A 19992-nucleotide genomic window follows, 5' to 3' on the forward strand; every position below is an offset into this window, starting at 1 on the left:
CGGAGCGTTGGTGGTTCCGCGCGCGCCAGGGTCCGCGGCGGGACGTCCACGTCGGCGGTCGCTCGGCGGCTACGTCGAGAAGTCGGAGAGCGATCCGTCTGCGTCGTCGGCGTCGCGTCCCTCGCCGTCCGTGTCCCGCCCGTCGCGGCGTCCGTCGTCGGCCTTCGCGTCGCCGCCTTTCTCGTCTCCTCCTCCTATCGTCTCGGGCTCGTGCCACGGGTCGTCCGGGTCGACCGGCTCGACGGCGCGGTCGAGCTCGGCGGCGGAGTACTCGCGCTCGTCGTCGAGGAGCATCGCGAGGCGCTGCCAGCGGGCGCTGTGCTCGCCCTCGCCCTCCGGGCCGACGCGCGCTCCGCGCGTCTTGAAGAAGCGCGTACCGCGGCCCAGCCTCGACCCCTCGCCGGTGTGCGCGTCGAAGATCGCGTCGAACCGACCGCCGGGTTCGAGGTCGCCGACGGGGAAGTCGTGGGCGGGCTCCTCGCCGCGCTCGCGGGCCTCGGCGCGGACCTCTGCGACGGCTCTGAAGTACTCGTCGGCGTTGGGTCCCTCGCGGGTCGACCGCGCGCGGGCGGCCGCCAGCGCGGCGTGAATCGCACAGAGGCGGCCCTTCCACTCGGCGGGCTCCCAGCGCTCCGTGGCGAGCTCTTCGTACCGCTGGATCGTCAGCGCGACGTCGCTGCCGGCGCGGAGGTCCTCGACGACGTACAGCGTCAGGCGGTCCCAGAGGTTCCACGCGTAGCCGGAGCGCGCCAGCTCCCAGGCGGCCCACGCGGCGACCTCCTCGTCGGAGCGGCGCACGGCCTTCTGGAGGAGGCTGGAGACGGCGTAGCGGTTGTAGCCGCCGTCGGTCTCGTTCGGCTCCTTCGGCTCGCCGAAGTCGTTCTCGCCGGTCGCGTCCGGCGTCGTGTCGGTCTCCAGGCTCCCGTCCGACCCGAACGTCGCCTGTCTGTCGTCGCCGTCGGCCATACCTCCGCTCCCGCCGCGAGCGACTTAAAAACCGCGCGCGGCGTGCGAGGTCGGAGTGGACCGGTCGCGGCCCCGAGACGCCCGCGGTACCGCGGATCACACCTCTGCTGAAAGGGAACGCTTAAGTCCGATCCAGCGGCTAGAACTCAGTGACCGCCCTTAGCTCAGCCTGGTAGAGCAGTCGACTGTAGATCGACTTGTCCCCCGTTCAATTCGGGGAGGGCGGACTTCTGCTGCGAACAACGTGAGCAGCCGGACGTCTCACGGACCGAATTGAGCAGACGAGTCACAGCCCGGAACGGCGAGCGGAGCGAGCCGCACGCCCGGACTGTCTCGGCGGGTTCAATTCGGGGAGGGCGGACTGGCTTTTCGGTCGAGCCGAAGCTGACCGTGGATCGACTTGTCCCCCGTCCCCGTGAGCGAAGCGAGCGGGGGCTCGGAAGTCGCGCGCAGCGAAGCGAGCACGTCTTCCGGTGTTCAATTCGGGGAGGGCGGACTTCTGCTGCGAACAACGTGAGCAGCCGGAAGTCTCACGGACCGAATTGAGCAGACGAGTCACAGCCCGGAACGGCGAGCGGAGCGAGCCGCACGCCCGGACTGTCTCCACTCTGCCCCCGGGTCATCGCCCCTGCAACTGCCAGCCTCCCCGTTTTACCTGCGCGACCGTACGATCCGGTATGAAACGCCTCACGTCCCTCGTGGGAACGGCCAAGCAGACCCTGACCGAGGTGTCCGAAAAGAACGTCACGTTCATGGCGGCCGGCATCGCGTACAACGCCTTCATCTCGCTGGCTCCCCTTTTGATCCTCCTCCTGCTGGTCGCGTCGACGACTGGTACCGGACTCGAGGACCGGCTCATCGCGCTCGCCGGAGAGACGTTCCCCGACCCGATCGCGGGCGTCGTCGAGGACATATTCCGCGGCGAGAACGGCTCCTCGAGCGCCTCGATCGTCGGTCTCGTCGTCCTGATCTGGGGAACCCTGAAAGTGTTCCGCGGCCTGGACACCGCGTTCTCGGAGATCTACGAGACGACCGATCGCAACTCGTTCGTCGACAAGCTGGTCGACGGCCTCGTCGTGTTCGTCGCCATCGTCGTCGCGATCCTCGCGACGGTCGGGGTTACGGCGGTCTTCGTCAGGTTCTCCGACGCGGTCCCGCACGTCGGCGTCGCGACGACGCTGGCGCTGATCGGCGGGCTCGTCGCCGCGTTCCTCCCGATGTACTACCGGTTCCCCGACGCGGATCTCGGGTGGCGCGAGATTCTTCCGGGCGTCTTCGTCGCCGCGTTCGGGTGGGCGGCCTTCCAGTCGCTATTCCGGGTGTATCTCCAGTTCAGCGGCGACGGTTCCAGCGGTTTCTTCGGCGGTGTCGTCGTCGTCATCACCTGGCTGTACTTCTCGGCGATCATCCTCCTCCTCGGGGCGGTGATCAACGCCGTCCACGGGGGTCACACCTCGGGCAAAGCCGGGGGCGTCGGGCGGGGGGCGACTGCGCACGAGACCCACCGCGAGGAGTCGATGGACCGGGCGGAGTTCGCGGCCTACCTCCGGGAACTCCGGGAGGAGCTCACCGGACGCTACGAGGGGATGCAGCCCGCACACGACGGGAGCGGAGAGCTCCGGCGACCGCTCGGAGACGTCGAGGTCATCGAGCAGACGACCGAGAGCGAAGCGGGCAGACGCTGGGAGGTCGCCTTCCGCTGGCAGTCGGACGACGGGTCGGAGACGGCGCGGGAAGGATGACGGCGCCCGGAAGCGCGTCGATACCGGCGGCGGTACCCGAAGCGGGACGGGGTCGCGCCTCGCGGATCTCCGATTGCGCCTGCTGATGGGGTGAACCGACTCGTGTTCTCGGTCTCGCCTGGGTGTCGAGTGGACGAGGGACGTGGCGTCCGTCGAATCACAGCCTACTTGTCACGTTGCGTCGAACGCGAACCATGGACAACGCGGATCCGGACGTCGTCCGGTCGTACTACGAGTCGATCGATGCGGAAGCGTACGAGTCCGTGTTCGCGCTCTTCGACGAGGACGTCCGTTACGAGCGCCCCGGTCAGGACGACATCGAGGGAACCGACGACCTCCGCGACTTCTATCTCGACGGGCGACCCCTCACTGAGGGCGCACACGAGATCCGCTCCCTGACGACCGAGGGCGACACCGTCGCGGTCAGGGGGACGTTCAGCGGCCTCCAAGACGGCTCCCGAGTCGCCTTCGGCTTCGCCGACTTCTTCGTGTTCACCGACGCCGGCACCGTCGGCCGCCGGTACACCTACACCGATCGCGACGAAGTCTAACGAAGCCGGTCAGAACCCCACGGCCGAAGCCGTGGACTCCCGCGTCGTCCGTCCGTGAAGAGTGGCCTCTCGATTCTCAACTCCAGTATTCGCACCGACAGCGTATTTATCCCTCGCATGCAACCCTCTAGACATGACTCTCGTCGTGGTCCCGGTCCGGTTCCCGCCGTCGTCGCACTCGGCGGCGACGCTGCGAGAGGCCGTCCGCGTCGCGGAGGAGCGCGACGCCGACCTCACGATCCTCCACGTGGACCTGTATCAGAACTCCGGGGGCGTCTCCCGCAGCGACCTCAAACGCGCCGTCGAAGGGCAGATCGGCAAGGTCGACCGCGCGCGGTACGTCGTCCGGCGGGGGTTCCTCGTCGAGGAGACCATCCTCGAGGAGATCGTCGCCGAGAAGGCCGACGTCGTCGTCATCGGTTCGAAGCAGGCCGGGCGCTGGCGGCGCATGGTCCAGAAGCTCCTCTCGGACCCTGACATCGACTCGTTCCTCCGGAGCGAGCTCGACTGCACCGTGATCACGGTCGAGGCCGACGGGGAAACGACGAGCAACGAGACCGACGACGGCGAGGTCGACGCCCCGCTGCCCGAGGACGGCGCCGGCGGCTAGGCGCGGTCGGCGCCGCGAGCGACCTCGTACCGCCGCTCGTACTCGATGGTGGTCGCGACGCGGTCGGCGATCTCCGCGCCGAGCTCCCGCTCGACGAGGTAGAGGGCCAGGTCGATCCCGGAGGTCACCCCGCCCGCGGTGAGCAGGTCGCCGTCGTCGACGACGCGCGCGTCCACGACCTCGGCGCCCGACTCGCGCAGCTCGTCGATCGCTGACGCGTGGGTGACCGCGCGCCGCCCGTCGGTGACGCCGGCCTCAGCGAGCAGCATCGACCCGGTACACACCGAGGCGATCCGCGTGCCGGCGGCGTGGTGGTCCGCGAGCGCGCGGGGCACGTCCCCCTTCCGCGCCTCCGCCCACGCGCTCGCCTCCTCGTCGCGGGCGTTCCACCCGCCGCCGGGAACGACGAGCAGGTCGGGAACGTCGGCGGATCTCGGCGCCGCCAGGACGCCGTCCACGCCGACGCGGGTCCCGTGGCTCGCGGTCACCTGGTCGCGGTCGCCGAGCGTCACGTATCGGACGCGCCCGACGCGGTCGCCGCCGGCGGCGTAGTCCAGCGCGTAGTCGAACACCTCGTACGGGCCGATCCCGTCCAGCTCGTCGAAGCCGTCGTACAGCAGAATATCGATGTTCACGGCCGAGACACGGCCCGGAACCCCATGGGCGTTCCCCTCGGTGAGAGTCATCCCTCAAATACGTTCTGCTCTCCGAATCGACCGCACTACTCGTCGGAGAACCCGTCCACGACGGCTTCGACGTCGCCCGTGATCCGATCGGGATCGACGTTCTCGCCGCGGTACGCGCGCTCGACTACCCCGTCGGGGTTGACGAGGAGCGTGACGACGAGGTGGTTGAAGTCGTACCCTTCCAGCCGATCGCTCTCGGTCGTCCGCTCGAAGCCGATTCCCAGCTTTTCTTCGACGACCGCTTTCGCTCGGTCCGGCGAGTCCGGCCGAAGGTACCGCCAGTTGCCGGCGTCCAGGTTCACGCCGATCTCCGCTGCGTTGTCGCGGAGTGCGTCCTCGTCGTCTCGCTCTGGATCGAACGTGATCGGGAGGAACACGACCGCATCGGTCAGTCCCGCTTCGTCGATCCGGTGCTGTACCGTGACCAGCTGCCGGAGCAGGATCCCGCACTCGGCGGGACAGAAGGTGAATATCGCGGTCACGAGCGCCGTCCGATCCAGCGCCGCACTGTCGACCGTCGTCCCGGCGAGCGGGTCGGGGAGTTCGAACTCCGGAAGAGGCTGTCCGTACGCGGGATACGCCAGGTCTTCGCTGTCGGCGGTCTGGTCCTCCTGTGGGTCCAAGACGGTCCCCTCGGCCCCGTCGTCGAACAATCGCGCCGTACAGCCGGCTGACGCGCCGGTCGTCACCGCACCGATCCCTCCGAGCAGCGCTCGGCGTCGCATACGTTATCGAGGGGCCTGAAGCTCATAACCGGTCTGGTGCGATCGACGAACGACCCGAATCATAACGGCGAGTAGTACGGGATCGGCGGGTGCGGCAGCGGCACGCCGAGCGTCGCAAGTCCGTGTTGCAGCGGGACGTATCCGAGGACGACGAACGCGACGCCGAGAACTCGATGGAGCCGCATTCGAGTATCGAGGCTCACGGACTGGAACACCGTTCCGAAGAGGAAAAGGGCTGGAACCGTTCCGACGCCGAGCGCGCCGAGGGCGGCCGCGCCGCCGAATGCACTTCCTTGCACGAACGCGTACAGAAACGCCGGGTACAACAGCGGGCAAGGGAGGAAGCCGTGGGCGGCACCGAGCCCGACGATCCGCCAGTCGCCGACCCACGCGTCGACGCGGGGGACGATCCGACCGGTGACGAACCCGGACGCGGTGGCCATCCCCGGGACGGGGATCGATCGCAGTTCGAGGTGGAGTGCGTACCGGAGACCGATCGCGATGATAGCTCCTCCGACGACCAGGCCGGTAGCCGCGTGGACGTCGGCGGCGATCGTCGTGACGGTCCGCGCCGTGACGAACACCAGGCTCCCGGCGAGCCCGAAGAGGGCACCGAGCGTGGCGTAGCTCGCCGCCCGTCCGAGATTGAAGAGCGCGTGTTGACGCACCTGTCGGACCGTGAGGTCGTCATCGCGACCGCTCCGCCCGGAACTGGATCTCCGCTCGCTCCGCGACCCGCTACCGCCACCGCTTCCAGGGGCGGTATCTCGCATCCGATCTGCGTAAGTGGTGACGAGTGGACCGCACATCCCGAGGCAGTGTGCGCCGCCGAGGAGTCCGATGAGGAGAAAGACGACCAGGCTCAGCGGCTCGGTCGAGTGGATCGTCCCGGCCGGTTCACACGTACCCGTCGAGGCGAGTGGAGACGGAGCATCGAAGAGATCGACGTTGACCGCGAACTCGCGCATGATGGATCGACGGGACGACCCCGCCTAACCGATCTGGTGCGATCGACGAACGGCACCGACGGGCGGACGACCGAGGTCAGTCGAGAAGGCTGTCCACGGTCCTGATGAACCGGTCGACGACGCGGTCCGGAAGCGACGGGGAGACCTCGTCGAGGAGGTCGGCCGTCCGCTCGGGACGGGCCAGAGAGAGCGTCATCGGACGGTCATCCGACTTCTCGACGACGCCGCTGTCGACGAGGTTAGACACGTGCCACGAGACTGTACTCCGCGCGAGATCGAGCTCGTTCGCGAGCGACGCGGATCGCGTCGGTCCCTCTGCGTGGAGTCGAACGATGATCTCGCGGGCGGTCTCGCGTCGAAGGAACGCGAGCGCTCGTCGCTCCCACGGATCGAACGACGGTTCGAAGTAGTGGGTCCGTCCACCGACCCGCTCGACATCGAGCTCGCCGTCGCGGACCAGTCGTCGGAGGTGGTACTGCGCTTGCCCGGTCGCGATGTCGAGCTCGCGCCCAACCCGGTTGAAGTGAACGCCCGGCGTGTCGCGGACGTGACGGCGAATCCGGGTTCTCGTGTTCGGCATGGATACTCGTCGAATGATATCGTGTCGATATTTAAAAGGGGCTCGCGCGTTCTTCGTTCTCGGGAGCGGCCGGTGCGTGTCTTCTTACCCCTCGACTCACAAAGACGCAACACGCGTGATTCCGAGACCCGTGCCGCTGACCGCCGCTGACTGGGGCGTAGAGGGGTCGCTGGCGCTGCTCGCGGTCGTGTTCGTCGCGGGCGTCGGGACCGGGCTCCTCTTCCTCGTGAGCCTCGTCGCGTACAAGCGTCGGCGGACCGCCCAGTACCGACTGATAAGCGTCGCCGTCGGAGTCCTGTTGGCCCGATCGATCGTGGGCGCGGGTACCGTCCTCGGTTACGTGCCGATGCCGATCCACCACTTCCTCGAACACAGCCTCGACTTCCTGATCGCGGCGATCGTCCTCTACGCCGTGTACGTCCACGCGCCCGGGTCCGTGTCCGGGGCAGACGACGCGGGAGCAGAGTGAGGATGCTGGGCGGAGCAAGGGACGGTTCTGGTCCGGCGAAGCGAGAGCGACGGCAACCGGCTTCACGCCCTCACCCGCTCGATAGCGACGTCGACGAGGCGGCCGTATGCGAGCGTCGCGACCGAGACGACGACGCCGGCGAGAGTCCACCCCGCGAGCGAAGCGACCGCTCGACCCGTCGAAACGAACCCTCCCTCCGGCGCGAAAGCGACGCCGATCACGTGTTCGAACACCAGTCCGCGGAACGCGCCGTTCGGCGTGAGCGCGAGCATGTCGGGGATCGCCGACGCGGGCGTCCCGCCCGAGAGCGACCCGAGGAGCGCGAGGTCGCCGCCGAGCACGCCGCCGAGAAGCGCGAGGACGCCGAGCGCGATCGCGCTGCGCCGGCTCGACGAGAGCGCGGAAACGGCCGCCCCCAGCGACACGTACGCCGCGCCGAACAGAACGACGAGGGCGAGGAACCGGACGTACAAAAGCGGCGAGTCGACGCCCGCGTGCGTCGCGTAGATTCCCGTGTCCGGCGCGGCCGTGAGCCAGACGTACCCGCCGACCAACGCGAAGGGAACCCCGACGATCGCCACCAGCGCCGCCAACCGCGCCAGCAACACTCCGACGACGTAGCTCCCGACGCTCACCGGATAGGTCCGGATGACGGCCAGTTCCCCGCTCGCCGCGTCGGACAGCAGCGAGCGGTACCCGAGCACGACCGCGACCGCCGGGACCAACACCTCCGTCGGCAGGAGCAGGTCGACGACCGCCGGGACGAACCCGGTCCCGCCTCCGCCGCCGACGGCGACCAGTCCGCCGAGCGCGAGGAGCAGTCCGACAGCGAGCACGCCGTATCCGGGAGTCCGGGAGACCGTCGCGATCTCGCGACGGAACACGGTTCCGATCCCGGACACGGCGTTGCGAACCCCTCCGATGCGACCGTACATCACTCCGACACCCCAGTCACGTGGACGGAACTCGCTCCCTCGTCGTCCTCTCCGTCGTCTCCACGGTCGCCACCGTCCGCCGCGTCGCTCCGAGTCGCGGAACGGTACAGTCCGTCCACGTCGGCCGCGTCGTGTTCGGAGAGCAGTCGGTCTCGCGGCCCCGAAGCAGCGACGCGACCGCGATCAAGAACGACGATCTCGTCCGCGTACTCGTCGACGAGCATGAGGTCGTGCGAACTGACGACGACGGCGGTGTCGTCCGTCGATTGCTCGACCGCGGTTCGGAACGCCCGCTCGCGCATCTCCGGATCGAGTCCGCTCGCCGGCTCGTCGAGCACGACGAGCGGGGGGTCGCCGACGAGCGCCTGGGCGATCCCGAGCAACCGTCGCATCCCACCGGAGAGCGCCTCGACACGTCGGTCAGCGGCGTCGGCCAGTCCGACACGGTCGAGCGCGGCGTCCGGATCGCCCTCAACGAACCGCGCGTAGAATGCCAGCGTCTCGCGGGCGGTGAATCCGCCGCGGAACGGGACGTGCTGCGGGAGGTAACCGATCGGTTTGGTCGCCTCGCCGACCGCGTGGCAGACGGTCCCTTCGGTCGGCTCGACCGGACCCGCGAGGGTCCCGAGCAGCGTCGACTTCCCCGATCCGTTCGGGCCGACGACAGCGGTGACGCCGGTCGATATCTCGAGCGATACGTCGTCCAACACCGTGACGCCGCCGTAGGTTCGGGTGACGTCGGAGAGCTCCGCGAGGGGTTCGTCGGTCATTGTCCGGTGTCCCCCTCGTCGGCTGACCGCGCGAACGGCTCTCTCTCCGCCGACGAATCTGCGGCGCGTTCCACGGCTTCTCTCTCCGCCGTCTCGCTCGTCGTGTGTTCCATGGTCGTGATGGTCGTCGTGTTTGTGTTGGTCGTGTTGGCGAGGTGGTCGTCGTCGAGGCGCTCGACATCCGACCGCCAATCCGCGTGCATCGGATCCCCGTCCGCGCCGTCTGCGTCGGCCAAGGCGGCGACCCGATCTGACGCGTACGGCTCCGCGGCCGGCGACGGGTCCGTGATGCTCCCCGACCGCGCACCCGGAACCGTTCCGCGGAGCCGATCCAAGAGCGCCGCCGCGGGGGACTCGGCGACGGCGACCGCGGCGATCTGGCGGTGAAGCGCAGAGTCGACCGCCGAGGTCGGCCGGTAGGCTCGTTCGCCCGGCTCGTGAACCCCGACGTTCGCACCCTCCCAGTAGTTCCCGCGGTCGCCGTCGGCCCAGACGCGGAGTGCGCCGGCCCCCGCGGCGGCGTGGTCGTCGTTCCCGACGAAGTCGTTCTCGATGACTCGGCTCGACGGGACAACCGTCGTCGCGCGGGCGCCCAGTTCGTTGTCCGCGACCACGTTGCGCTCGTACAGCGAGCCGCGAGAGCTGGTCGAGAAGCCGAGCTCGTTGTCCGACAGCGTGTTGTACCCGATGTACGTCCGCGTTCCGGACGCCTGGATCCCCGCGCTCGAACCCCTGACGTCGTTGCCGACGATCGCGTTCCCCGAGGGACGAGTCATCACCGTGACGCCGGCGAACAGCTCGTCGCGGAACACGTTGTCGGCGATCAGCGCGTCGCCGGTGTACATGAGGTGGGTCCCGTACCGGTTTCCTTCGAAAGAGGAGTTCCGAACGACCGATTCGTCCGCGCGGTGGAGGTAGATACCGTCGCGACCGCCGGAGAACGAGCTGTCCGTGACCGTCACCCGCGACTGCATCCCGGTGACCCCCATGAACCCGTCCTGCCACTCTTCGCTCCCGTCGACGCGGAGGTCGCGAATCGTCGAGTCCGAGCCCTCGCGAAGCATGACGCCGCTGGCGTTGGTTTCGATCGCGACGTCGTCCACGAAGAGTCCGGGAGCGTCGATCGCGCGAACTCCCGCGTCACCGTGGCCGTACCCGAGCCTGATGTTGGTGTCCCACGCTTCGCGGTCCGCGTCCGGCTCTACGCGCGCCGCGTCGGGGTCGCGCGTTCTGTTCCCGCTCCCGTCGATCCGCAGTCCGGAGAGCGCGACGTCCGACGCGCGGACCGTGACGACCGACCCGTTCCCGTCGCCCCGGATCCGCGCGTCGTCGCCGGCGATCGTGATCGACTCGTTCACCGTCACCGTCTCCTCGTAGGTCCCCGGCGGGACGACGACAGTCGTGTCGGGCGGTGCGGCTTCGATCGCGTCTCCGATGGTCGGCTCGTCTGTACCCACGACGACCGATACCGGCCGGTCCGCATCGCGTTCGGCGGCCGCGATCCGCCGATCCGCCTCGGCCCACCGTTCCGGGGCGATCGATCGCACGGTCGCCGCGGAGTCGACGTCGAACGACCGGGACCGGACCTCCGCCCACCCAACGACGACGCCTCCGTGGTCGGCAGCGAACGACTCGGCGTTGTCCCGAGACGCGAAGGGCACGACCGTCTCGCCCGCCGACGTCCGAGCGTCGCCGTCGACGACGTAGACGGCCTCGTCAGCCGGGGTCCACGCGGGCGCCCGTCCGGGGGCTGTTCGGAACAGCCCCGAGTCCGTCGTGTCGGGCTCGGTCCCGTCGAACGTCTCGACGTAGGCGACGAGCGGGTATCCGAACTGCGATTCGGTCCGGTCGTCGTTCAGCCGGTCGACGAACGACTCGACCCCGTTGTAGCCGACGACGTACTGGAGCTGCGAGTAAAACACCTGCACTCGCGGCACCGTGGTCGACTGGTTCATCTGCTCGTCGGTCTCGGCGGAGAGGCCGAGCTCGACTGCGTCGTCGTAGCGGACGGGCTCGGGGGTCGCGTCCGCGGGGTCGGCGAAGAACGCGCCCGCGGTCGCGAGCGTCGCGACGACGAGGAGCGCGGCGAGACCGGCGAGCGCGAGCGATGACCGATCGCCGTACGGGTCGAAAACTGCCACGGTGACGGTACGATTCCCGGCAGTAAAGCCGATCTGGTTCGTTCCTCGAACACGCCGGTGAACGCGTCCAGAGGGCCTAAGCACGCAGGAAAAGAAGTCGTATCTATGCCCACATCCGATCGGTCGGCGATGTCGCGGCGACGGCTGCTCACCGGCGTCGGCGCGGGGATCACCATCTCCGCTGCCGGCTGTCTCGGCGGCGACGAGGGCGACGAGATCGCTCCCGTCTCTCTCGACGGCGGACGCGCCTGCGACGAGTGCGGAATGATAATCGAGGACCACCCGGGGCCGGTCGGGCAGATCCACTTCGCGGACGACGAGCCGGAAGGAGGACGTCCCGGACAGTTCTGCAGTAGCACCTGCACGTACACGTACCTGTTCGACGCCGAAGACGAGGGACGAGACGCGAACGCGACGTTCCTCACCGACTACTCGACCGTCGATTACGAGACGTTCACCGAGGGCGACGACACCATGGTCTCCTCACACGTCGAGGGCGACGCATTCGCGCGGATCACGGCCCTCACCGTCGTTGCTCGCAGCGATATCGTCGGCGCCATGGGGCCGGAGCTAATCCCCTTCAGCGACGGCGACGACGTCGACGTGTTCGTCGACGAGTACGGCGGCGAAGCGATGGACGCCGAGGACGTCGAGCGCTCGACGCTCGATGCTTTATAAACGGACGGCTGCGTGTCTTAGTTCCCTGATAAAGAGCGCGCGGGATCGATCGGAGATCTCGACGGACCGCGTCGTGGTCGCGTCCCCTCTGTCTCTCCGGCCGCTTACTCCGCGTCGCCCCACGTCGCGACGCGCTTCGGCCGGTCGGAGACGGCCATCACGTCGATGTCGTCGCCGGCGTGCTCGATCGCTTCGAGCGCCGCCGTCGCGGAGGCGTGCGTCGAGAAGTAGGTGATCTCCTCTTCGACGGCCACCTCCAGCAGCTCGCGCTGCCGGGAGACGATGAGGTCGAGTTCGCCCCGACGGGCGGCCTCGACGAGGTCCGTCGCCGTCGAGAGCTCGAAGTGCTCGGCGTACCCCGCGACCAGCGCCTCGCCCGCCTCGGTGTCGGGGTCCGGGAACTCGTCGGCCGAGAGGTCGACGACGGCGGTGCCGGACTCCGGGATCGGTTTGCCGGTGGCGTCCTGCGCCTTGTCGTACGCCTTGCCGAACGAGCGGGCCGTGCCCATCACCTCGCCCGTCGACTTCATCTCCGGGCCGAGGCGCGGGTCGGAGCCCGGCAGGCGGTCGAACGGGAGGACGACCTCCTTCACGCTGCGGTGCTCGGGGATCTGCTCGTCGACGTCGAGGTCGGCGAGCGTCAGGTCGTCGGTCATCACCTTCGCGGCGAGCTTCGCGATGGGGACGCCCGTCGCCTTCGAGACGAAGGGAACGGTGCGCGAGGAGCGCGGGTTCGCCTCTAACACGAACACCTCGCTGTCGACGTCGTCGTCGCCGACGCCGGTCACGGCGAGCTGGACGTTGAGCAGGCCGACCGTGTCGAGCGCGCGGGCGATGTCCTCGGTGACCTGACGGACCCGCGCGAGGGTGTCGTCGTCGAGCGAGCGCGGCGGGATCATGCACGCGGAGTCGCCCGAGTGGACCCCAGCGCTCTCGACGTGCTCCATCACGCCGCCAAGCAGGACGTCCTCGCCGTCCGCGACGGCGTCGACGTCCAGTTCGACCGCGTCGTCGAGGAACTGGTCGACGAGGATGGGCTTGTCGGGCGAGACGCGGACCGCCTCCTCGATGTACTCCTCCAGTTCCGCGTCGTCCTCGACGACGCGCATCGCGCGGCCGCCGAGCACGTACGAGGGACGCACGAGGACGGGGTAGCCGATCTCGTGGGCGAGTTCGAGCGCCTCGCCCTCGCTCGTCGCCGTTCCGCCCTCGGGCTGGGCGATCCCCAGCTCGTCCATCAGGACGTTGAAGCGGTCGCGGTCCTCGGCCAAGTCCATCGCCTCGACGCTCGTCCCCATGACCTCACAGTCGAGCCCGCGGCGATCGATCTCCGCCTGAAGCGGTTCGCCGACGTTCACCGAGGTCTGCCCGCCGAACTGGACCATCACGCCGTCGGCGCCGGTCGTCTCGATCACGTCGGCGACTTCCTCGGCCGAGATGGGCTCGAAGAAGAGCCCGTCCGAGGTGTCGTAGTCGGTCGACACCGTCTCGGGGTTGTTGTTGACGACGTGCGCGTCGATTCCCAGCTCGCGGAGCGCGCGCACCGCGTGGACCGCGCAGTAGTCGAACTCGACGCCCTGCCCGATGCGGATCGGACCGCCGCCGACGACCACGACGCTCTCGACGTCGGGGTCGACGCGGACCTCGTTCGCCGCGCCCGCGGTGTCGGCGCCGTGGATGAACTCCGGCAGGCGCGCGGAGTAGTAGTACGGCGTGGACGCCTCGAACTCGCCGGCGCAGGTGTCGACCTGCTTGTACGTCCGGTCCGGCACCGTGGTCTCGACCTCGCTCACGTTCGCCTCGACGCCGCCGGCGGTCGCGGTCGCGGCGATCTCGGCGTCGGTGCGGCCGACCATCGCGGCCTCGGTGAAGTCGCCCTCGGCGGCCGCGGCGGTCCCCTCGGCGATGTTCTCGAACCGCTCGACGTACCAGCGGTAGATGTCGGTCAGCTCGATCACGTCGTCGACGGTGTAGCCGCGGTCGAACGCCTCAAACATCGCGTACGGGCGGTCGGGGCTCGGGCGTTCGAGGTACTCCGTCTCCAGCTCCGCGTCGGAGACCTCGGCGAAGTCGACGGCGGGGTCGTACTCCGAGGAGCGCAGCGCCTTCACCATGCTCTCCTCGAACGTCCGGCCGATCGCCATCGCCTCGCCGGTCGACTTCATCGCGGTGCCGAGCTCGAAGTCCACGTCGTCGAACTTGTCGATGGGCCAGCGCGGCACCTTCGTCACCACGTAGTCGATGGCGGGCTCGAAGGCGGCGGTCGTCTCGCCGGTGATCTCGTTTTCGATCTCGTGGAGCCGCTTGCCCAAGGCGACCTTCGCCGTCACGCGGGCGATCGGGTAGCCGGTCGCCTTCGACGCGAGTGCCGAGGAGCGGGAGACGCGCGGGTTCACTTCCACCACGCGGTACTCGCCGCCCGGAGTGCCGTCGTCGTGCCACGCGAACTGGATGTTACAGCCGCCCTGGATGCCCAGGTCGCGGATCACTTCGAGCGCGGCGTCGCGCATCTCCTGGTGACCGTCGTCGGGGATCACCTGCGAGGGGGTGACGACCGTCGACTCGCCGGTGTGGATCCCCATCGGGTCGATGTTCTCCATGTTGCAGATGATGATACAGGAGTCGTCGGCGTCCCGCATCACCTCGTACTCCAGCTCGACCCAGCCCGCGATCGACTCCGTGACCAGCACCTCGCTGTTCCGCGAGAGGCGGAGCCCCTTGCGGACGCGCTCGACGAGCTCCTCGAACTCGTCGACGACGCCGGATCCGGAGCCGCCGAGGGTGTACGTCGTCCGGGCGATGACGGGGAGGCCGCCGACCGCGTCGACCGCGTCCCGAACGCGCTCGCGGAACGCCTCCTCGTCGAAGTCCGTCACCGACTCGCCCTCGTCCAACGATATGGTGGTGGACTTGGGCACCGGCTGGCCGAGGCCCTCCATCCGCTGGCGGAACAGGTCGCGGTCCTCCGTCGCGTAGATGGTGTCGAGCGGCGTTCCCATCACCTCGACGTCGTACTCCTCCAAGATTCCCTCCTCGGCGAGCTCCGCCGTCACGTTGAGTCCGGTCTGGCCGCCGAGCCCGGCGATGACGCCGTCGGGCTGCTCGATCCGGATGACCTCCGCGATGGCCTCCGGCGTGATCGGTTCGATGTACACCCGGTCCGCGGTCTCCGGGTCGGTCATGATCGTCGCCGGGTTGGAGTTCACCAGCACGACGCGGGCCCCCTCCTCCTGGAGGGCGCGACACGCCTGTGCGCCGGAGTAGTCGAACTCGGCCGCCTGTCCGATCTGGATCGGTCCGCTGCCGATCAGGAGAATGGTCCGGTCCTCGCTCATTGTCGCGACGAAGTACGCTCATCGTAATAAGGTCGGCGATAGAGTACGAATCTCGCAGCAGCTTTGCGATTTTCGCAAGATACGTCGAGACATACCGTACGACACGGTGTGACATGCACCCGGACGATTTATCCTGACGCCGGACGCAGCCCGCTAGCGTGGCGTTCACGACACCCCCGCCGCTCGGCGACGGTCAGGCGCTCGCAATCGCGGCGCCCTCGCGGCCGGCCGACGAGGCGACGCTCCGGATCGGCCGCGAGCGACTCGCCGCGCTCGGTGTCGAGACGCGAGTCCTCCCGACCGCGCACCCCGACCGCCAGGAACCGGCGTCGCCCGCGGCGCGCGCTGCCGACGTCGAGGAGGCCTTCCGCGACCCCGAGGTCGGCGCCGTGATGGCGTACACCGGCGGCGACGACCAGATCCGGATCCTGCGGCACCTCGACGGCGACGCCTTGGTGGCGAACCCGACCCGCTTCCTCGGCTACAGCGACAACGACAACCTCCGGCTGTTCCTCTGGAACCGCGGGGTCGTCAGCTACGGGCTCGGCGTTCACCCGGACCTCGTCTGCGACGCCGATCTCCACCCCTACACCGAGCGGTACCTCCGGCGCGCCCTGTTCGAGGAGTCGCTCGGCGCCGTCTCGCCCGCCGACCGGTGGACCGACGAGTGGTTCGACTTCGAGACGGGCGACCCGCGCGCGTGGCGCGAGAACTCCGGCCCCACGACGTGGGTCGGGCCCGACGCCGACCCCGACGAACCGGTCCGCGGCCGAGTGTGGGGCGGCTCCTTCGGGATCGTAAAGTGGCACCTCCAGGCGGACCGATACCTGCCGGACCCCGAACGGTTGGACGGGGCGGTCCTCGCGCTGGAGACGTCGGAGGACGTGCCGCCGCCTCGCGAGGTCGGCTACACGCTGCGCGCGATGGGCGAACGCGGGCTGTTGGAGCGGTTCGACGGCGTGCTCGTCGGTCGCCCGCGGACAAACGCGCCGACACTGGAGTGGGACCCGGACCCCGACGAGTACCCCGCCGAGCTGGAGCGTGCGATTGCCCGCGAGCTCGAACGGTACGCTCCCAACGTCGTCGCCGGCTTCGGCTACGACTTCGGCCACACCGACCCCTCGTTCCCGCTCCCGCTCGGCGCGGTCGCGACGCTCGATCCGACGGACGGGGCACTCCGATTCGACCCTGACTGACCGCTCGTTGCCCGAACGGACCGCTCAGGTCAGGTCTCGAGCCGGTACCGGTACGGCCGCTCGGCGATGACCTCGACCTCGCCGCGCTCGGCCCACCGCCCCAACACGGTGGCGACGCGGTGCGGGCTGTCGAGCCCCTCGCACTCCTCGACGAGCGCGAGGATCTCCCGCGCCGTCAGCGGCTCTTCGGCCTCGGCGAGCACGCTGCGGATCCGGTCGTATCGACCGTGTTCGCCGGCGCTCATGCGTCTTACGTAAGAGTGCCGGACATATAGGGTTCAGTGAGACAAGAGTCAGACAATCGTCTGACACGGGGGCTGAAACGGACGTTCGTCGGGGTTTCGGAGGGATTCGGGCGTCCCGATCCACCGCCCACCAATCCTCAGGCGTAGGGGTCCTCGGCCTCGAGGTCGCGCTCGGCTCGGTACTGCTCGACGAACTCGCTCACGTCGAACTCGACCATCTCGCGCTCGAACGCCGAGAGCGCCTCGTCGTCGTCGGCGTGGCTCACGGCGTGTTCCATCAGCTCGACGACGAGCTCGACGACGACCTCGTGGAGGCGGCGAGAGTCGAAGTCGGTCACCCACGCCATCGCGTAGCCCACGTCCGCGTTCTCGCTGGCGTCGTGGACGACGACCGCCTCCGGGAACTCCTCCAACACGACGCCGAGCAGGTGCGGCGTGTCGAACTCCGGCATCTCCTCGCTGGTGGTCTCGATCGCCTCCCGCAGCACCTCGACGAGGAAGTCGGGGAGGAACCGCTCGGGCGGGTGGACGTCCATCACGACCGCGTGCGTCTCGCCGCAGTCGCACTCGAACTCGCGCATGCCGAGGTCCAGCTCGCCGGCCGCCATCGTCCGCCCGCAGGGCAGCTCCAGCGTGTTCTCGTCACCGCCCGGGACGCGCGGCTGGGACATGGCCCCGCTTGGTCGCTGTCGGGGTTAAAAGACGCGGAACGAGACGGTCCCGGGTCGGCTCGGCGGTCACTGGCCGTCGTTCTCCCCTCCCTCGTGATCGCTCTCGTCTCCCTCGTGGTCGTCGTCTTCCGAGTCGGAGTCGCTCGCCGCGCGGTGGTCGTCTCCGCCGTGCGTCTCCACTTCGGCCTCGATGTGGATCTCGACGCCGCCGGCCTCGTAGCTCGCCTCGACGAGCTCGGCGTCGTCGCGTTCGATCTCCAGTTCGTCGCTGTCGACCTCTACGTCGACCTCCACGTCAACGGTGACGTCTTCGGGCATGGTCGGGTGTGAGTACGTGCCCCACACCAAAAAGCGGTCGACGGTCGGGAGGGTAGATCGGTAGCGGGCGGTCGGCGGCGTCAGCAGCGGCCGGTCGGCGATGAAGTCGACGGCGACGAACGGTTCACGGGGGCGTTCCGTCGCCTACTGGAATCCGATGCGGCCGCCGGTGTCGCGGATCGCGCTGCCGCTGCCGCCCTTGAACTGCTGTTCGACCTCCTCGTAGTACGCGAGGATGTCGTCGTTGATCGTGGGGCGGACGGACTCCAACGCGGCCCGGAAGTGCTTCATCTCGACCTCCTCGGCGTCGTCGTCGTCGCGGAGCGCCTCGATGGCGGCCTCGCGGGCGATCCCCTCCAGGTCGGAGCCGACGTAGCCGTCGGTGATCTCCGCGATCTCGCGGAGGCTCACGTCCGGCGCGAGCGGCGTGTTCTGGGTGTGGATCTCGAGGATCTGCTCGCGGCCCTCCTGGTCGGGCTGGCCGATCATGACGAGCCTGTCGAACCGCCCGGAGCGCAACAGCGCGGGGTCGATCATGTCGGGCCGGTTGGTGGCGCCGATCACCATCACGTCGCCCATCTCTTCGAGGCCGTCGAGCTCGGTGAGCAGCTGGTTGACGACGCGCTCGGAGACGTTGTTCCCCATCTCCTGCCCGCGCGAGGGCGCGAGGCTGTCGAGCTCGTCGAAGAAGATGATCGTCGGGCTCACCTGCCGGGCCTTCCGGAAGGTCTGGCGGATCGCCTTCTCCGACTCGCCGACCCACTTCGAGAGCAGCTGCGGCCCCCTGACCGAGATGAAGTTCGCGTTCGTCTCGTTGGCGACCGCCTTCGCCATCAGCGTCTTCCCGGTGCCGGGCGGCCCGTACAGCAGCACGCCCTTCGGCGCGTCGACGCCCATCCGGTCGAACTTCTCCGGCGAGGTGAGCGGCCACTCCACGGACTCTTGGACCTGCCCCTTGGCGTCGTCGAGCCCGCCGACGTCGTCCCACGAGATCTTCGGGAGCTCGACGAGCACCTCCCGCATCGCCGACGGCTCCACCTCCGTGAGCGCGCCCGAGAAGTCGTCGCGCTTGACGATCATCCGGTCGATCAGGCTCGGCGGGACCTCCTCGTCGTCTAAGTCGATCTCGGGGAGGTAGCGCCGGAGCGCCTTCATCGCGGCCTCCTTCGTCAGGCTCTCGATGTCGGCGCCGACGAACCCGTGGGTCTCGTCCGCGAGGTGATCGAGGGAGACGTCGTCCGAGAGCGGCATCCCGCGGGTGTGGATCTGGAGGATCTCCTTGCGCCCGACCTCGTCGGGGACGCCGATCTCGATCTCGCGGTCGAACCGTCCCGGGCGGCGGAGCGCGGGGTCGACGCTGTCGACGCGGTTGGTCGCGCCGATGACGACCACCTGCCCGCGCGTCTCGAGACCGTCCATCATCGTCAGCAGCTGCGCGACGACGCGGCGCTCGACCTCGCCCGTGACGTCCTCGCGCTTGGGCGCGATCGAGTCGAGCTCGTCGATGAAGATGATCGAGGGCGACTCCTCTTTCGCGTCCTCGAAGATCTCCCGGAGCTGCTGTTCGGACTCGCCGTAGTACTTCGAGATGATCTCCGGGCCGGCGATCGAGAAGAACGACGCGCTCGTCTCGTTGGCGACCGCCTTCGCGAGGAGGGTCTTCCCCGTGCCCGGCGGGCCGTGGAGCAGGACCCCCTGCGGCGGCTCGATCCCGAGCTTCGAGAAGATCTGCGGGTGTTTCATCGGCAGCTCGACCATCTCCCGGACGCGCTGGATCTCGTTCTGGAGGCCGCCGATGTCCTCGTAAGTGATCCCGCCGCCGGTCTTCTCGAACCCGGAGATCGGCTCCTCGCGGAGCTCGACCTCGGTGTCCTCGGTGATCAGACAGACGCCGTCGGGCTCGGTCTCGACCGCGATCAGCGGGATCGCCTGCCCGGGCGACCGCATGAACGGGTGGTTCGTCGAGGACATCACCGGGACGATGTCGCGCTCGACGACCGGCCGCTTGAGGATCTGGCGTTTCACCATGCCGGCGGCGTCGGAGCCGAACTGGACCGACGCCTCCTCCGGCGGGGCCAAGACGAGCGTTTCGGCCTTCTCCGCTTCCGCCTTGCGGATGGTGACGCGCTCGCCGATCCCCACGTCCGCGTTCTGTCGGGTGAACCCGTCGACGCGGACCGTGTCGGTGTTCCAGTCCTGGCGGTCGGCGCGCCAGACCTTCGCCGCGGTCGTCTTCGCGCCCTCGATCTCGATGATGTCGCCGGGCGAGAGCTTGAGGTGCAACAGCGTGTCGGGGTCGAGCCGGGCGATGCCGCGCCCCGAGTCGTTCGGGTACGCCTTCGCCACTTCGAGTTGGACTTCGTTCATGGTTCCTCGCGGGGGTTGTCCGTATCTCCACCGGGTTCG

At 68.9% G+C, this 19992-nt stretch carries 19 protein-coding genes and 1 tRNA gene; 7 read left to right on the forward strand and 13 right to left on the reverse strand.

Features of this window, described 5'->3' with window-relative positions:
* Positions 1 to 69: 69 nt before the first annotated feature.
* Entirely contained in the window at positions 70 to 966 is an 897-nt protein-coding gene (locus U4E84_RS00215) for a hypothetical protein (RefSeq protein ID WP_322530076.1), read from the reverse strand.
* 153 nt (positions 967 to 1119) lie between these two features.
* Between U4E84_RS00215 and U4E84_RS00220 the strand changes: the two genes are divergently transcribed.
* The 4 genes from U4E84_RS00220 to U4E84_RS00235 all read left to right on the forward strand — a co-directional run bounded on the left by U4E84_RS00220 (position 1120) and on the right by U4E84_RS00235 (position 3869).
* Positions 1120 to 1193, forward strand: a tRNA-Tyr gene (locus tag U4E84_RS00220).
* 450 nt (positions 1194 to 1643) lie between these two features.
* Entirely contained in the window at positions 1644 to 2708 is a 1065-nt protein-coding gene (locus U4E84_RS00225) for a YihY/virulence factor BrkB family protein (protein ID WP_322530077.1), read from the forward strand.
* Positions 2709 to 2902: 194 nt separating this feature from the next.
* Positions 2903 to 3259 (forward strand): nuclear transport factor 2 family protein, encoded by a 357-nt coding sequence (locus U4E84_RS00230; protein ID WP_322530078.1) that lies wholly within the window; start codon positions 2903 to 2905, stop codon positions 3257 to 3259.
* Between the two features lie 133 nt (positions 3260 to 3392).
* The gene (locus U4E84_RS00235) at positions 3393 to 3869 is read left to right on the forward strand and encodes a universal stress protein (RefSeq protein ID WP_322530079.1); all 477 of its coding nucleotides are present in this window, start codon (positions 3393 to 3395) and stop codon (positions 3867 to 3869) included.
* On the opposite strand, the gene U4E84_RS00240 is transcribed toward U4E84_RS00235, so the two are convergent.
* The 4 genes from U4E84_RS00240 to U4E84_RS00255 all read right to left on the reverse strand — a co-directional run bounded on the left by U4E84_RS00240 (position 3866) and on the right by U4E84_RS00255 (position 6828).
* On the reverse strand, positions 3866 to 4504 hold the full coding sequence (locus U4E84_RS00240; protein ID WP_322530080.1) for a DJ-1/PfpI family protein: 639 nt from the start codon (positions 4502 to 4504) through the stop codon (positions 3866 to 3868). The genes U4E84_RS00235 and U4E84_RS00240 overlap by 4 nt on opposite strands.
* Before the next feature lie 86 nt (positions 4505 to 4590).
* Positions 4591 to 5280 (reverse strand): SCO family protein, encoded by a 690-nt coding sequence (locus U4E84_RS00245; RefSeq protein ID WP_322530081.1) that lies wholly within the window; start codon positions 5278 to 5280, stop codon positions 4591 to 4593.
* A gap of 59 nt (positions 5281 to 5339) precedes the next feature.
* Complete coding sequence (locus U4E84_RS00250; RefSeq protein ID WP_322530082.1) at positions 5340 to 6248, reverse strand: sulfite exporter TauE/SafE family protein; 909 nt, start codon at positions 6246 to 6248, stop codon at positions 5340 to 5342.
* A 76-nt stretch (positions 6249 to 6324) separates the two neighbouring features.
* Positions 6325 to 6828 carry a winged helix-turn-helix transcriptional regulator gene (locus U4E84_RS00255; RefSeq protein ID WP_322530083.1) on the reverse strand — a complete coding sequence of 168 codons (504 nt, stop codon included), beginning with the start codon at positions 6826 to 6828 and terminating at the stop codon, positions 6325 to 6327.
* 118 nt (positions 6829 to 6946) lie between these two features.
* Here U4E84_RS00255 and U4E84_RS00260 point away from each other — a divergent pair, with 118 nt between their 5' ends.
* A complete protein-coding gene (locus U4E84_RS00260; protein WP_322530171.1) occupies positions 6947 to 7297 on the forward strand; it encodes a hypothetical protein in 351 nt (116 codons plus the stop codon).
* 62 nt (positions 7298 to 7359) lie between these two features.
* Here the strand turns inward: U4E84_RS00260 and U4E84_RS00265 are convergent, their stop codons facing one another.
* The 3 genes from U4E84_RS00265 to U4E84_RS00275 are packed head-to-tail and all read right to left on the reverse strand — an operon-like array spanning position 7360 to position 11143.
* On the reverse strand, positions 7360 to 8232 hold the full coding sequence (locus U4E84_RS00265; RefSeq protein WP_322530084.1) for an ABC transporter permease subunit: 873 nt from the start codon (positions 8230 to 8232) through the stop codon (positions 7360 to 7362).
* Positions 8232 to 9002, reverse strand: a complete 771-nt coding sequence (locus tag U4E84_RS00270; protein WP_322530085.1) for an ABC transporter ATP-binding protein — start codon at positions 9000 to 9002, stop codon at positions 8232 to 8234. Before U4E84_RS00270 ends, U4E84_RS00265 begins: the two co-directional genes overlap by 1 nt.
* Positions 8999 to 11143, reverse strand: coding sequence for a NosD domain-containing protein (locus U4E84_RS00275; RefSeq protein WP_322530086.1), 2145 nt, complete (start codon positions 11141 to 11143; stop codon positions 8999 to 9001). The genes U4E84_RS00270 and U4E84_RS00275 overlap by 4 nt, the downstream gene beginning before the upstream one ends.
* A gap of 105 nt (positions 11144 to 11248) precedes the next feature.
* Here U4E84_RS00275 and U4E84_RS00280 point away from each other — a divergent pair, with 105 nt between their 5' ends.
* Positions 11249 to 11821: a nitrous oxide reductase accessory protein NosL gene (locus U4E84_RS00280; protein ID WP_322530087.1), complete on the forward strand. Its 573-nt coding sequence runs from the start codon at positions 11249 to 11251 to the stop codon at positions 11819 to 11821.
* Positions 11822 to 11925: 104 nt separating this feature from the next.
* Here the strand turns inward: U4E84_RS00280 and carB are convergent, their stop codons facing one another.
* Positions 11926 to 15156 (reverse strand): carbamoyl-phosphate synthase large subunit, encoded by a 3231-nt coding sequence (carB, locus tag U4E84_RS00285; RefSeq protein ID WP_322530088.1) that lies wholly within the window; start codon positions 15154 to 15156, stop codon positions 11926 to 11928.
* Positions 15157 to 15314: 158 nt separating this feature from the next.
* On the opposite strand from carB, the gene U4E84_RS00290 reads away from it, so the two are divergent.
* Positions 15315 to 16352, forward strand: coding sequence for a S66 peptidase family protein (locus U4E84_RS00290; RefSeq protein WP_322530089.1), 1038 nt, complete (start codon positions 15315 to 15317; stop codon positions 16350 to 16352).
* Positions 16353 to 16381: 29 nt separating this feature from the next.
* Here U4E84_RS00290 and U4E84_RS00295 read toward each other — a convergent pair whose 3' ends face one another.
* The 4 genes from U4E84_RS00295 to U4E84_RS00310 all read right to left on the reverse strand — a co-directional run bounded on the left by U4E84_RS00295 (position 16382) and on the right by U4E84_RS00310 (position 19953).
* A complete protein-coding gene (locus tag U4E84_RS00295; RefSeq protein ID WP_322530090.1) occupies positions 16382 to 16597 on the reverse strand; it encodes a hypothetical protein in 216 nt (71 codons plus the stop codon).
* 137 nt (positions 16598 to 16734) lie between these two features.
* The gene (locus tag U4E84_RS00300; protein WP_322530091.1) at positions 16735 to 17268 is read right to left on the reverse strand and encodes a DUF5815 family protein; all 534 of its coding nucleotides are present in this window, start codon (positions 17266 to 17268) and stop codon (positions 16735 to 16737) included.
* A gap of 66 nt (positions 17269 to 17334) precedes the next feature.
* Positions 17335 to 17586, reverse strand: coding sequence for a hypothetical protein (locus U4E84_RS00305; protein ID WP_322530092.1), 252 nt, complete (start codon positions 17584 to 17586; stop codon positions 17335 to 17337).
* A 144-nt stretch (positions 17587 to 17730) separates the two neighbouring features.
* On the reverse strand, positions 17731 to 19953 hold the full coding sequence (locus U4E84_RS00310; protein WP_322530093.1) for a CDC48 family AAA ATPase: 2223 nt from the start codon (positions 19951 to 19953) through the stop codon (positions 17731 to 17733).
* Positions 19954 to 19992: the final 39 nt, after the last annotated feature.

It is taken from the genome of Halorubrum sp. AD140 (genome assembly GCF_034497445.1).
Taxonomy (GTDB): Archaea; Halobacteriota; Halobacteria; order Halobacteriales; family Haloferacaceae; genus Halorubrum.